Genomic DNA, 13,280 nt, shown 5'->3' on the forward strand with positions numbered 1-13,280 from the left:
AGAATCAGCGCCTTTTCGGTGCTGTAATTGGCCGTTTGGCAAGAAAATCAGATAGGGTCTGGGTTATTTTCACTTTTTCCTGTGAATTACGACAATTCTCCGTATCAGGTTATATTTCGTCCCACTTGATTAATATATATGACTAATGCTTCGGCAGGTGAAGGCGAAAGCCTTAAAATCAGAGCGGGAGTTGATTAGTTTTGGAATGGCAAAGCCTTTCTAGAGAAGAGTGTATCCGGCAGTTAAAGACAGACCCCAAACGGGGCCTTACCACACAGCAGGTAATGGAACGACAGGAACGGCACGGAAAGAATGAACTGGAGGAAGGGCGGCATCCAAGCCTTGCGTCCAAGTTTCTGGCGCAATTCAAAGATTTTATGGTTATCATCCTGCTGATCGCGGCAGCTGTTTCGTTTATGACCTCTATGTTTCAGAATGACAGCGATTACATAGATTCTATTATTATTCTGATGATCGTGATTGTCAACGCCGTGATTGGGGTTGCGCAGGAGAGTCGCGCCGAAAAGGCCATAGACGCTTTGAAAAAGCTGTCTTCGCCTGAAACAGTGGTAATGCGTGACGGCAAACGGGTGAAGGTTGCTTCGGCCGATATTGTGCCCGGCGATCTGGTCTTTTTATCCGAAGGCGATTTTGTCCCGGCAGATCTGCGTATTTTAGAAGCGCATAATTTAAGGGCAGAAGAATCTGCGCTGACCGGAGAATCCCTTCCGGTAGAAAAAGCGGCGGATATGGTCTGTGGCGAGAGAACCGCCCTGGGTGACAGAAAGAATATGCTGTATTCCGGCAGCAGTGTCGCAGCCGGCCGTGGCGTGGGAGTTGTTGTGGCCACCGCAATGGAAACACAGGTGGGGAAAATCGCCCACATGATTCATTCGGAAGAAGCGCCTCAAACCCCCTTGCAAAAAAGGCTGGCCCACACAGGCAAAGTGTTGGGCATCGGCGCACTGGCCATTTGTGCAATTATCTTTTGCATGGGCTTGATTCAGCGCGTGGCACCGCTGGATATGTTTATGATCTCGATCAGTCTGGCAGTAGCGGCCATTCCGGAGGGACTTCCGGCAGTGGTCACCATTGTGCTGGCTATGGGAGTTCGCCGTATGGCCAATTGCCGGGCAATTGTGCGCCGGATGCCTGCCGTGGAAACACTGGGCAGCGCCAGCGTTATTTGCTCTGACAAAACAGGCACTTTGACACAGAATAAAATGACAGTGGTAGAAGTGGCCGGCTATGACGGCGTTCTGCCCAAAGAGAATCCCCAGGCAAAACGAATTCTGGAACTGGCAGCTTTGTGCAACAACTGTGTGATGTCCGGCGGCAAGGTGCAGGGGGATCCCACAGAAGCAGCGCTTTTGACCGCATCCCCCACCCCGAAAGATCAGCTGGAGCGACGGATGCCCCGTGTTCGGGAAATCCCCTTCCAGTCCACTCGAAAGATGATGACCACGGTGCACCGGATTGGCAACCAGCAATACCGTATTATTACCAAAGGTGCGCCTGATATCTTGATGGAGCGGTGCAGCACCTGCCAGGGCGGGGACTTCAGTGCACCCATGAACCAGAACATCCGGCGGGAACTGCAGCGGCGCAATGAGAAAATGGCGTCACGTGCTCTGCGGGTTTTGGGTGTGGCATACCGAGATGTAACCGAGCTTCCGCCCGAAAGCGAATGGGAAAAAGATTTGGTGTTCTGCGGCTTTATCGGCATGATCGACCCGCCTCGCCCCGAAGCGGAACGGGCCGTCGGCCTGTGCAAAAAGGCCGGCATCCGTGCCGTTATGATTACCGGGGATCACGTGGCTACGGCGGTTGCCATTGCCAAAAAGCTGGGAATTATGGGCGCAGAGGACAAAGCACTGACCGGTCAGGAGCTGGATCAGCTGGATCAGCGCGACTTAGAGCGCAATATTTATCAGTATTCCGTGTTTGCCCGCGTTTCACCGGAGCATAAGGTTCGAATCGTGAAAGCATATCAAAAGCGGGGCGAGGTTGTCGCCATGACAGGTGACGGTGTAAACGATGCTCCGGCTCTGAAAGCAGCGGATATCGGCTGCGCCATGGGAATTTCCGGCACAGATGTGGCCAAGGGAGCAGCCGACATGGTGCTGACCGATGACAATTTTGCCACGATTGTGGAGGCGGTTCGGGAAGGCCGTGGCATCTATGCCAATATCCGCAAAACAATCCATTTCCTGATTTCTTGCAATATCGGCGAAATTTTGACAGTATTCTTGTCTTTTCTGCTTCATTTACCATTGCCGCTTGTGGCCATTCAGCTGCTGTGGATCAACCTTGTAACTGACTCTTTGCCCGCATTGGCGCTGGGTGTAGAGCCAATTGAGGACGACGTGATGGAACAACCCCCTCATCGGCAAAATGAGAGTATTTTCGCGGGGGGAATGGGATACAATATTTTAGTAGAAGGGTGTTTAATTGGCGCTTTGGCACTGTTAGCCTACAGTATCGGCAGGGCATTTTTCGACATCGATCCCTCTTATCCGATCATCGGCCGCACCATGGCGTTTGCCACCCTTAGCCTTTCTCAAATTGTACATAGTCACAACATGCGCTCCTCACATTCGTTATTCAAAATTGGGATTTTCAGCAATCCCCAGCTTATCCTTGCCTCTGTTATCTGCGTCATTATGCAGGTATCAGTAATTGCAGTGGAGCCAATTGCCCAAGTTTTCAAAACGTCTGTTCTAAATTTAGGCCAATGGCTGGCGGTCGCTCTGATTTCCATGGTTCCTTTTGTCATTGTGGAGGTGGAGAAAGCCTTTTTTAGTTCTACATCTAGGAAAAGTGGAGAGAAAAGGCGAAATATCTTGCGGAAAAACTAAGTTCTCGTTACGACTAAGGAAAGTGATATTGAAAAATTGCCCAAAATCTCGTATGATAAATTTAACATTTCAGTGAATTAAATTCACAGAGAGGAGGGAGGCCGTTCATGGTTGAAAACGTAGGAACAATTATTTTATCCCGGCAGCAACGAATTTTGGAGTATTACGTTTTTGGAAGTGAAGCAGAAGGGTTTGGCATCAAAATAGTCCAGCGCGGTTCCATCTGTTTGCAGGCAGAATGTGAGAACGTGGCCCAAAGCAGAGATCAGGCGGTGGCTTTGGCGAAAAAATTGGCCAGAGGCACGGTTTGTCCGGGTCATTTATGTAATATTTTAGATGATGGTGACATTTGCTGTTGAACGGTTCCTTTGATTGACAATCCGGTGAAAGATGGGGTATACTGTAGTTAATTACAAATAATGACAATGATTGTCAATTATCAAAGGAGTGTTAAAGTATGGCAAAATATGTATGTGACGCTTGCGGATATGTGTATGACCCTGCGGTGGGGGATCCCGATAATGGAATCGCGCCCGGCACCGCCTTTGCAGACCTTCCCGAGGATTGGACTTGTCCAGAATGTGGGGCAGGAAAGGATCTTTTCAGTCCCCAATAAGGGCAAATTTACGCCCAGTTAGCGGGAAAGAAGGTTTAGTCTATGGCAACCAAAAAATTGTCGGAAAATATTTATTCGGTCGGGGTGTTGAACCCGGGCTTGCGTGTGTTTGATATCATTATGGAGTCTCCTTATGGTACCAGCTATAACGCATATCTAATTACCGGCAAGAAAAATGTGTTGATCGACACGGTTCATTTGGAGTTTTTTGAGGAGTATCTTGAAAATATTCAAGCTATTGTCAACATCTCTGAAATTGACTATTTAATCATGAACCACACCGAACCGGATCATTCCGGAAGTATTGCAAAATTGCTGGAGCTGAATCCCAAAATCGAGATTTTCTGCACAATGGCGGCGAAAAAGTATATTACTGCCATTGCGAATCAGGAGTTTCGGTTCCATGTGGTAAAATCGGGAGAAATCTTGGATTTGGGCGACCGGTCGCTGCAATTTATTGTGGCGCCCCTTTTGCACTGGCCGGATTCTATGTTTACCTGGGACGAAACCAGCGGTTGTGTTTTTACCTGTGACTTTTTGGGAACGCATTTTTGCGAGCCCACTTTGCTTGATACCAATTTACATTACCGGGATAAGTACCTTGAACAGGTGCGCCATTACTATGAATGCATTTTTGGTCCTTTTAAGCCCTATGTGCTCAGCGGGCTGGATAAAATAAAGGATCTGCCGATAAAAATGGTGTGCCCCAGCCACGGCCCTTGCCTGGTTAGCGGTATTCAGGAACTTCAGAATCTATACCGGGAATGGAGTACGCCTGAGGAGTGCAAACGCAAAAAAATTGCGATTCTATATGCTTCGGCTTACGGATGCACCACACAGCTGGCGCAAGCCGCTTATGAGGAGCTTTCTGCTGACTCCGATGTGGATGTCAGCATGATAGACATTGTGTTTGCCCCCTTTGACGAGACTGTGGCAGCAGCCAATGAGGCAGATGCTTTGCTGATTGGGTCCTGCACCATCAATCGTGACGCACCCAAAATTGTGTGGGATGTGCTTTCCAGCATCGATGCTATCAATGCCCGTTCCAAGCCGGCGGGTGCTTTTGGCGCCTATGGCTGGAGTGGTGAGGCCGTGCCGATGATGCGCTCTCGTTTAGAGCATTTGAAGTACAGCTTTGTTGGGGAAGGAATTCGATCCAACTTTACGCCTACTCAGGAAGACTTGGCGAAGATGAAGGAATATGCACGCAGCATGGCAGAGCAGATTTCTAAATAACACAGAGTAAAGTAATAAAAACCTCTTGTTCTTTTCAGCCTTACAGGGGAAAGGAACAAGGGGTTTTTCTGGTTTTCTTAGATAGATGGCCAACCGATGGCAGTGCTTTTTTAATACACAAAGAATTTCTTTCCATAAGATAAGTTCTGCTGTCTTTACGGAACATTTGGCGCCTTTGAAACACCCGACGCCAAGGGCAAAGCAGGGTTGTATTGGCCTTTTTTCAGTAAAATTCAAAGAAACAGGAAGCAGAATGCTCTGCTTCCTGTTTCTTTTTATTGTCCGTATTTTCAATGAAACGACTGCTTAATAAGCCAATGCGATTTGCAGGTTGTTGTCCGATGTAGCTGCCACTGTTGACGCTGAGGGAACTGTTTCGGTGGAAGAAACGAATTTTTTGGTCCATCCGTTTTCTTCTATTAGTTTTCGGGTGTTAGTATACCTTTTATCCAGTGAAAAACCGTTGGCAAAAAAGGTTACTTTGCCGGAATAGTTGCCAATTGCTTTTTGCAAGGGGCTTCCCTCGGGAACCACAGCAGGGCGAGTTCGGAATGTCAGCCAAACAATATCATTGGGCTCGTCATTTTCTTCTGAGGGCTGTGCCTGAATTGCGCTGTGCATCGCATAAGAAATCTGTTCCTCATCTTTTTTTAATGTATCAATCAGTTCCTGCATTTTCTGGCGATCCGGAACCAATATTTGTTCTTCCTGCTCGGGCAGGGAAATCGCAATCGATTCCACGAATTCCGGAGTTAAATAATAAAGGGGATTGCCAGAAATACGGTATTCCGCAGTAGACATAATGGTATTCACTGTCTGCTGAAACTTTTTGTTTTCTGCTTCATTCAAATGATTCATCAAAAAGTTAGAGGAGTAAACGCGCTTTATCGTTGTTCCGTTTTTCAAGTGATAAATCAGCGTCATATCCGTATATTCATCCTGAATTTCATAGGGATACTTAGCCGAGCGAATAACATTTATGATTTCTGAATGACAATTGAGAACTTTTTTAATGTTTTCAGGTTCCTCTAATTTCTGGGGAATCTGTGCGATTTCTTTACGGCCTTGTTCATCCATAACCGCGAATCCGTTGACTTGATGTCCATAGGTGTAACCCAGATTTGCTTCCACATAGCTGACGTCTTCTTCTTTGGGTATCCGGGTGTCATAACCAAAGGCTCCGGTTACGCATATGCCGTAAAAAGCCACAAAAGCAAGAAGGAAAATGCCGTAATAAGCAAAGCTCTTTTTAAGGCCTTTAAATCCACGTCCATATACGGCTTCGGCCACAATGTGGGCAATGAGGGAACCGGCAGCCAACCCCACAAAGAAACTGGAATTGGTAGAAAGAGCAGAGAGGAAGATCTGTGCGCAAACCAGCCCGGCGGCCGTTGTTGCGACAAAGCGAATTAGAATTTTGGGGATGGGGAAGGCCGCATTGCTTTCTGCACATTCGCTTTTTCGATTGCGATATAAATACAAAGAAGCAACAACCATAATTACACAGAAAATTAGCCACCAGGCCAGAAATACGGGGGATGTCTCCGGTGTGCCGATGCTCATTTGTGCAATGGGGATATAGGCGGCGCAGAAAGGCGCCAGAGCGCTGATATAGAAGGCTGTGAAATTGGGCTCAAAGGTCATGCCGGGGATAATCATGCCGGCGGTTACCATCACAAGAATGATCATCAAAGGATAAGTGATGTTGAGCACCACAGTGGAAATCACCATGTCAAAGGTGGTTCCGCTGCATACTGCCAGCACGGTGCAGAACAGGAAGGCTGCCAGTGACATGAGCACAATCCACCCCAGGGAATAGATCATGTAAGGCAAATAATGAGCTATATTTATTTGATAAAAGACACCGATTAATCCGGTTATTGCAAAATTCAGAACCAGCGGAATAACGATTACGGTCAGTCCGGCCAGCATCCGGGCAGACAGTAAAGCAGTGCGGCTGACAGGCAGCGCGTGAAACAAATCGACACTGCGTTTTTGATGCATATAGCTATACATTAAAACAGGCAGTATGAGTGCCAAAAGTAAGGATAAAGATACGGTTAAAAAGGGAAGCGCCACTTGCAGCACATTGAAAAAGCGGTCGTTTAAATCCACAATATAATCGTTCTGCAAGCTCATGCGCTGGCCGTGATTCAGCGCCAGAATTTCAATCAGGGGAAGCGCCACAAAATGGAGGCCGCAGAATAATACAATCAGGCTCCAGCGGTTTTTGAGTTCCCAAAGAAAAGTCTGTTTAAATTCTTTACGGAAATTATTTGAGGATGTTTTCGATGTCATAACCCGCCACCTCCATTTCACTGATAAATACTTCTTCCAATGTCAAAGGAAGAAGCTCGATAAATACCGGATTTAATGCGTTCAACCGGTTTAAAATTTCTTCTTTGCCGCCGCGAATGACCAGATTCATCAGCGAACCGCGGGTTTCGGTTTTAATGATGTCCAAACCCGCAAAGGCTTCTGGCTCAGGAAGGGGCTTAAAGATCGCTTGCACCCGGTGGATTCCCAGTTTCAGGGCATCCAGCTCCTGCTCAAATACCACGCCGCCTTTGTGCATCAAGCCCACGTGATCGCACAGGTCTTCCAGTTCGCGCAAGTTATGACTGGCAATTACCACACTCATTCCGCGCTCAGACACGTCACTGGACAAAAGCTTTTTCAAAAGCTGGCGCATCACCGGATCCAGACCGTCGAAAATTTCGTCCAGCAGCAGGTAATCCGGCTGTGCGGCCAATGCGTTGATCAGTGCTGCCTGACGCTGCATTCCCTTACTCATATTAATGATTTTTGCTTTTCGATCCAGCGGGAACAAAGAGCAAAGTTCCTGATATCGCTGTTGGCTCCAATTGGAATACGTTTTCGAATAAAAATCAGCCATATCTTCCATAGTAGCCTGAGGAAAAAAATAAGGGTAATCAGGAATAAAGAAAATCTTGCTTTTAACAGCGCTGTTTTCAAAGGGCGTCTGCCCGTCTACCAAAACATCGCCTCCATCCGCTTTGTAGATGCCGGCCAGGCTGCGAAGAAGCGTGGATTTCCCCGCGCCGTTGCTGCCCACCAGTCCAAATACAGATCCGCCGCCGATGGTAAAGGTGATTCCGTCCAGGGCTACCTTGTTCCCGAACTTTTTCACCAATGATGTTACGTCAATCATTGTGCCGCACTCCTCCCGCTAAAATAATTTTCTACCTGCTCCATCATTTCCGGTTTGGTTACTCCACTGTCGGCCGCATGGCCGATTGCCTCCGCTAATTTTTCCAGCGAGATTATTTTTTGCTGGGATAAAGCGGAAATATCTGGTGAGATATAAGAACCTTTCCCCGGAACAGAATAAATAATTCCATTTAGCTCCAATAATTGATACGCTTTTTGCACGGTGTTTGGATTTATTCCCAAATCCTGCGCCAAAGCGCGAACGGATGGGAGCTGTTCGTTGGGTTCCAGACCGCCGAGTGCAGCCATTTTGGTAATGGATTTGTAAAGCTGCTCATAAATGGGAAGCCTGCTTTTGTAATCCAGAGAGAACATCCGGTTCACCTCACTGTTCCTAGTGTATTATTTTGTTTAGTACAGTTTGAATATAACACTCGCGCTTACAGATGTCAATAAGCGCGAGTGTATTTTCTAATTACAATATTGTAAATTTTGGATATAATTACGGTTGTTTTTCGGTGTGTGGCTGATTATTTGGTGTTTCAGCAGGTTCGGGGGGCACCGGAGCAATCGGCTTTTTCGTGGGCTTTGCCACCGCCGGTTCCGGTTCAAATAACGTGGGCAAGCTACCGGAACGAGACAGAACCTGATACAGCACAAACAGTAAAGTCATATAAATCAGCGTGCTGATTTTGCCGGCGATGAGTGCAAAATAAATGGCTGCCAACATGCATAGGGGATGAATGTTAATAGAAGCCGAAACAATTTTGGGTTCGATGACCTGCCGGATGGTCGAGATTAACAGCCAGCTGATAATTAAAGCGGCCGCAGTGAAATAATCCCCATGAACCAGATAGACCACAGCCATCGGCACATAAACCGTACCGGGGCCCAAAACGGGCAGAATATCAGCAAAGCCTGCGATAATACTGAGAACCAGCGGATAGGGGACGTCCAAAATAAAGAACACCACCAGTGTTTCTAAAAAGGTAATCAGATAAATCAGCATATAAGAGCAGAACAGTTTGCCGCTCATGGCCAGGCTGTGGCGAGATGCGGAACGAATGTTAATTACCGTGTTCTGAGACAGAAACGATGCTACATGGCGTTTGATAACCGGCATATCCTTTGAAAAAAAGTAAGTGGAAAACACCATGACAATGAACATAGTAAAGATTGCAGGAAGAGAAGTCAGAATTTTTAAAACGGTGTTCAAAACAGAGGTAACGACTCCTGCACCTGTTTGCACGAATTTAATCAGCTGTTCCTGATTCTGGCGGATAAACTCAGAATCAATATTGATGCGGTTGATGTAGCCACCCATCTGATTCAACAGGTCATTAAGCGGCTCGGCGATTTTGGCCGTGTCGAAAGAAGACAGCTTGACCACCAAAGTGGTAATCTCGGTAATCAGCCAGTAGCCCAACAGGAACACAATGCCGAATAAGAGGAAAAAGGACAAAAGGGTGACGCAAACAGAAGCCAGCCCCGGACGAAATTTCAGCTTGTTCCTTAGCAGACGAATTACAGGCTGCACCAGCAGCGCTAACAGGAACCCTGCCACAAAGGGAAAGGTAAACCGCAAGGTAAACGTAAACAGATAAAAGCAGATGGTGTACCCGATAAAAAATAGAAACAGTGGTTTTAATCGGGTCATTTGCAGCTTGTCAAACAGGAGAAGCCCCCCTTTTTTTGATATTTTTTCGCCGCGCAAAAGCAAAATTTTTTGCCTTTGCGGCAGATAAATCTCATAGTATTTCGCATATCAGTTAAAAATAACAGAATAAAAATAGAATGTGTTTTGCAGTGCCGCCGCTCTCTTGTGGCAGCACGAGCTATGGTTTACTGTTCTTTCAGCCACCCAAAGCTTAGTTTTTCCTGTGGCGTTATTATACCTTAAAAAAAGACATGCGTCAAAACGGATCTTGTCAAATCCAGTAAATAAACCGTAAATTTTTTATTACTATTTTAAGAATGTATTTGGTTCAAAATAGGAATGTCCTGTTGAAAGGAAACACTTTTGTTTCTATACCGGCAAGAAAGAGAAAAAATTTGGTGCAAGGTGGGGCGAGAGGCCGCTAAAAGGTTCTGATTTGTGACATAAGTGGAAACGAAATTCTTTAAATAAGTACAGAATGTAAATACTGCGGCTTTAATCTTGACAAAGATTTTGCCGCTCTATATTATTGTATACAGAGAAGAAAACGCTTTTTGTGTTATCGCGATAGAAAAGAGGAGATCGGGATTGTTGGAAAGAATCAGAAGAGCGATGTATGGGAGGTATGGCGGAGATCAACTGATGATCGGCAGCTTGGTTGTTTACATGCTGTTGGCGGCGATTGCCCGGATGACTCAGTTTTTTCCGTTGATGATACTGGCCTATGCGGTGTTTGTGTGGAGTATGTTTCGAATCTTTTCTCGGGATATTTCGCGCAGGTATCAGGAAAATCAATTGTTCCTGAAGTATTGGAACCGGGTTCCCGCGTGGTTTCGTACCAAGAAGAAATCTTTGCAGGATCATAAAATTTACCGCTATTACAAATGTCCTAATTGCACCACGCGTTTGCGTGTGCCGAAAGGACGCGGGAAAATTGAAATCACTTGCCCAATATGTAAGGTACCATTTATTCGAAAGTCATAAAAATATATCAAAAAAGAGCGGCAGGATGATCCTGCCGCTCTTTTCTATCGAAATTTTAATCAATGATTTTATTGTAATACTCTTCTACCTTATCCCAATCTACCACATGGAAGAATGCTTCCACATAATCGGGGCGCAGGTTTTTGTATTTGAGGTAATACGCATGCTCCCATACGTCAATTCCCAGAATCGGCCGCCATTCGCCTTTGGTTTCCATAATGGGGTTATCCTGATTGGCGCTGGAAGAAACCATTACATCGCCGTTGGCATTGGCAGAAAGCCACGCCCAGCCGGAACCGAACTGCCCTAATGCAGCAGCAGACAGTTTTTCTTTTAAAACTTCAAAGCTGCCAAAGGTGCGGTCAATCGCTGCAGCCAGTTTGCCTTCGGGAGCATTTTTTCCTTTGGGAGAAAGGGTATCGAAATACAGGTTATGGTTATAGAACCCGCCGCCATTGTTACGAAGCGCATTGCGCTGTGCATTGTCTTCAATCTTGTCCAGCTGTGCAAAAATCTCTTCTGCAGATTTGCCGGAAAGCTCTGGCAGCTTCTCCACTGCGGCATTGAAATTTTTGGTATAGGTTGCGTGGTGTTTGCTGTAATGAGTCACCATAGTCACTTCATCAATATAAGGCTCCAGTGCATTGAATTCATAAGAAAGTTTTACTTGCTCGAACATAAAAACACTCCCTTTCAGATTTTGTTAGTCTATTATAACTTTGTTTTAACAAAAATGCAGCAACTAATTGTGATGTTTTTGTCCTTTTCAGGTTATGTTACATTCAAAAGTGCCGCTGCAGTCTATAAAATGGCCAAAACCATTTTACGGGTTGATTGAGTTTGATACGATTGCAACAGACAGATGCTTTTTGCGGGGTTTTCGTAGTATAAGGTTGATACCACATAACAGCAAAGCCGTGTTTGCGGTGTAGCCCTTTCGTGCAAAAAGCACGAGTTATGGCTTTCGGTTCACTCAGGCATCAAAAACTTTTCGTTTCATTATGCCGTGAGGTTATTATACCATGTTTGTGAAATACTACACCTTTCTTGTGAAAAAGCAGCGATCCCTATTGTAATCTTTGGATTTTTACGGATTGTCAGCATGATTCGTTTCTATGCTGTAAATAAATAATAGCATATTTTTTCCAAGAAATCAAGAGTTAAAAGATAATGATTATTATTTTTATGTTTAAAATTTACGATTTTCAGTTATCTTGCAGATTTTACTTTGCCATGATACAATACTCATCATTAAATCAGGAAGGTTGGTCTTTGCGGTATGGAAAAGAAGAATATGCTGGTGTTGTTCGGTTCCCCGCACCCAAAGGGAGCTACAGCTCAAGTTCTGGAAGCGTTTTTGCAGGAAGTTGACCGGCAGGCCGTTCGGGTTGTAAGCTTTGACGCCTATCGGGGGAATTACCATCCCTGCATTGCCTGTGGCTACTGTCAGACCAAAGAGGCCTGTGTTTTTTCGGATTTGGACGAGTTTGACCAGGAGCTTCGGGCAGCGGATTACCTGGTAATGGCGGCGCCGGTGTATCATTTGAGTTTTCCTGCACCATTTAAAGCGGTGATGGATCGCTGGCAAAGGTATTTTGAGGCCCGGTTTGCCATGGGAATCCGCCCCCCCATTGAAAAGCCGAAAACAGCGGTATTCCTGACGGCTTATGGTTCCCGGGATGCGCAGGGGGTGCAGGTGATGACCCGTCAGCTGGAATTGGCCTTTACCATTATGAACACCCGGTTGCAGCATGTGGTTGCCTGGCCGGACACAGATCATGCCCCGAATGGCAAGGCCCCGGCAGAGATCCTTAGTCAGGCACGCCAGGCAGCGCTTGCTATGACTGGTGAAATATGATAGAATAAGCTATCTAATAGCTTATTTTATGGGAGGCTAATTCATATGTCAGGCCATTCAAAATGGAGTACCATTAAACGTAAGAAAGAAAAAATAGATGGTGCCAGAGCCAAGATCTTTACTAAAATCGGGCGAGAGCTGGCGGTTGCGGTGAAAGAAGGCGGAGGGCCGGACCCCAAGTCCAACGCCAAGCTGAAAGACTGCATTGCCAAGGCAAAAGCGGCTAATGTTCCTAACGATAACATTGAGCGCATTATTAAAAAAGCGGCAGGAGAAGGCGACGGCTCCAAATACGAAAGCATTGTTTATGAAGGCTATGGCCCCAACGGAGTGGCGGTTATTGTGGAAGCGTTGACCGACAACCGGAATCGTACGGCAGGGGATGTGCGCCATTATTTTGACAAATTTGGCGGAAACTTAGGGACTTCCGGGTGTGTTTCTTTCCTGTTTTCTGAAAAGGGTGTTCTGGTGATTGAGCGGGAAGGCTTGTCTGAAGATACGGTAATGGGCGATTGCCTGGAAGCCGGGGCGTCTGATTTTCAGGCGGACGAAGATGTATTTGAAATCTATACCGAACCGGACGATTTCAGTGCTGTTTTGTCTGATTTAGAAGCAAAAGGCTATGAGTTCGTTTCAGCGGAAGTAGAGATGGTTCCCACCACCTATACCGCACTCAATGACCCGGACTCCGTCTTAAAGATGCAGCGCCTGCTGGATCATCTGGAAGATAACGACGACATTCAGAACGTATGGCATAACTGGGAAAATGCAGAGGATGCTGAATAAATTCAGTGTTTATGCGGGTTACAGGTGTTTTACAGTAAGGGGTTTTAGATGAGTGGTGTAAAACATCATTGAGTTGTGATATACAACGGAACTGTATTGCTACATACAAACATT

General features: G+C 46.1%; 12 protein-coding genes. 7 read left to right on the top strand and 5 right to left on the bottom strand.

Features of this window, described 5'->3' with window-relative positions:
- Positions 1-200: 200 nt before the first annotated feature.
- The 4 genes from C1A02_RS11680 to C1A02_RS11695 all read left to right on the top strand — a co-directional run bounded on the left by C1A02_RS11680 (position 201) and on the right by C1A02_RS11695 (position 4,710).
- The gene (locus tag C1A02_RS11680) at positions 201-2,858 is read left to right on the top strand and encodes a calcium-translocating P-type ATPase, PMCA-type (protein ID WP_101698414.1); all 2,658 of its coding nucleotides are present in this window, start codon (positions 201-203) and stop codon (positions 2,856-2,858) included.
- Between the two features lie 107 nt (positions 2,859-2,965).
- Positions 2,966-3,217, top strand: a complete 252-nt coding sequence (locus tag C1A02_RS11685) for a DUF6514 family protein (protein ID WP_101698415.1) — start codon at positions 2,966-2,968, stop codon at positions 3,215-3,217.
- Between the two features lie 98 nt (positions 3,218-3,315).
- Positions 3,316-3,474: a rubredoxin gene (gene rd / locus C1A02_RS11690; RefSeq protein ID WP_101698416.1), complete on the top strand. Its 159-nt coding sequence runs from the start codon at positions 3,316-3,318 to the stop codon at positions 3,472-3,474.
- A gap of 42 nt (positions 3,475-3,516) precedes the next feature.
- The gene (locus tag C1A02_RS11695; RefSeq protein WP_101698417.1) at positions 3,517-4,710 is read left to right on the top strand and encodes an FprA family A-type flavoprotein; all 1,194 of its coding nucleotides are present in this window, start codon (positions 3,517-3,519) and stop codon (positions 4,708-4,710) included.
- Positions 4,711-5,016: 306 nt separating this feature from the next.
- Here the strand turns inward: C1A02_RS11695 and C1A02_RS11700 are convergent, their stop codons facing one another.
- The 4 genes from C1A02_RS11700 to ytvI all read right to left on the bottom strand — a co-directional run bounded on the left by C1A02_RS11700 (position 5,017) and on the right by ytvI (position 9,538).
- The gene (locus C1A02_RS11700) at positions 5,017-7,008 is read right to left on the bottom strand and encodes an ABC transporter permease (RefSeq protein WP_101698418.1); all 1,992 of its coding nucleotides are present in this window, start codon (positions 7,006-7,008) and stop codon (positions 5,017-5,019) included.
- Positions 6,983-7,882, bottom strand: coding sequence for an ABC transporter ATP-binding protein (locus C1A02_RS11705; protein WP_101698419.1), 900 nt, complete (start codon positions 7,880-7,882; stop codon positions 6,983-6,985). Before C1A02_RS11705 ends, C1A02_RS11700 begins: the two co-directional genes overlap by 26 nt.
- Positions 7,879-8,256 carry a GntR family transcriptional regulator gene (locus C1A02_RS11710; protein WP_101698420.1) on the bottom strand — a complete coding sequence of 126 codons (378 nt, stop codon included), beginning with the start codon at positions 8,254-8,256 and terminating at the stop codon, positions 7,879-7,881. Before C1A02_RS11710 ends, C1A02_RS11705 begins: the two co-directional genes overlap by 4 nt.
- A gap of 127 nt (positions 8,257-8,383) precedes the next feature.
- A complete protein-coding gene (gene ytvI, locus C1A02_RS11715; protein ID WP_243578004.1) occupies positions 8,384-9,538 on the bottom strand; it encodes a sporulation integral membrane protein YtvI in 1,155 nt (384 codons plus the stop codon).
- Between the two features lie 591 nt (positions 9,539-10,129).
- Here ytvI and C1A02_RS11720 point away from each other — a divergent pair.
- Positions 10,130-10,522, top strand: a complete 393-nt coding sequence (locus C1A02_RS11720) for a hypothetical protein (protein ID WP_243578005.1) — start codon at positions 10,130-10,132, stop codon at positions 10,520-10,522.
- 55 nt (positions 10,523-10,577) lie between these two features.
- Here the strand turns inward: C1A02_RS11720 and C1A02_RS11725 are convergent, their stop codons facing one another.
- Positions 10,578-11,201 (bottom strand): superoxide dismutase, encoded by a 624-nt coding sequence (locus C1A02_RS11725; RefSeq protein ID WP_101698421.1) that lies wholly within the window; start codon positions 11,199-11,201, stop codon positions 10,578-10,580.
- Positions 11,202-11,801: 600 nt separating this feature from the next.
- On the opposite strand from C1A02_RS11725, the gene C1A02_RS11730 reads away from it, so the two are divergent.
- Complete coding sequence (locus C1A02_RS11730; RefSeq protein WP_101698422.1) at positions 11,802-12,380, top strand: flavodoxin family protein; 579 nt, start codon at positions 11,802-11,804, stop codon at positions 12,378-12,380.
- Positions 12,381-12,425: 45 nt separating this feature from the next.
- Positions 12,426-13,166 carry a YebC/PmpR family DNA-binding transcriptional regulator gene (locus C1A02_RS11735; RefSeq protein ID WP_101698423.1) on the top strand — a complete coding sequence of 247 codons (741 nt, stop codon included), beginning with the start codon at positions 12,426-12,428 and terminating at the stop codon, positions 13,164-13,166.
- The last annotated feature ends 114 nt before the right edge of the window (positions 13,167-13,280 follow it).

Source organism: Clostridium minihomine, assembly GCF_900240385.1.
In the GTDB taxonomy this organism is placed as follows: Bacteria; Bacillota; Clostridia; order Oscillospirales; family Acutalibacteraceae; genus Faecalispora; species Faecalispora minihomine.

Coding starts and splice junctions, on each gene's coding strand:
- C1A02_RS11685 (WP_101698415.1), top strand. CDS start 2,966: ATGGTTGAAAACGTAGGAACAATTATTTTATCCCGGCAGCAACGAATT.
- rd (WP_101698416.1), top strand. CDS start 3,316: ATGGCAAAATATGTATGTGACGCTTGCGGATATGTGTATGACCCTGCG.
- C1A02_RS11695 (WP_101698417.1), top strand. CDS start 3,517: ATGGCAACCAAAAAATTGTCGGAAAATATTTATTCGGTCGGGGTGTTG.
- C1A02_RS11700 (WP_101698418.1), bottom strand. CDS start 7,008: ATGACATCGAAAACATCCTCAAATAATTTCCGTAAAGAATTTAAACAG.
- C1A02_RS11705 (WP_101698419.1), bottom strand. CDS start 7,882: ATGATTGACGTAACATCATTGGTGAAAAAGTTCGGGAACAAGGTAGCC.
- C1A02_RS11710 (WP_101698420.1), bottom strand. CDS start 8,256: ATGTTCTCTCTGGATTACAAAAGCAGGCTTCCCATTTATGAGCAGCTT.
- ytvI (WP_243578004.1), bottom strand. CDS start 9,538: ATGACCCGATTAAAACCACTGTTTCTATTTTTTATCGGGTACACCATC.
- C1A02_RS11725 (WP_101698421.1), bottom strand. CDS start 11,201: ATGTTCGAGCAAGTAAAACTTTCTTATGAATTCAATGCACTGGAGCCT.
- C1A02_RS11730 (WP_101698422.1), top strand. CDS start 11,802: ATGGAAAAGAAGAATATGCTGGTGTTGTTCGGTTCCCCGCACCCAAAG.
- C1A02_RS11735 (WP_101698423.1), top strand. CDS start 12,426: ATGTCAGGCCATTCAAAATGGAGTACCATTAAACGTAAGAAAGAAAAA.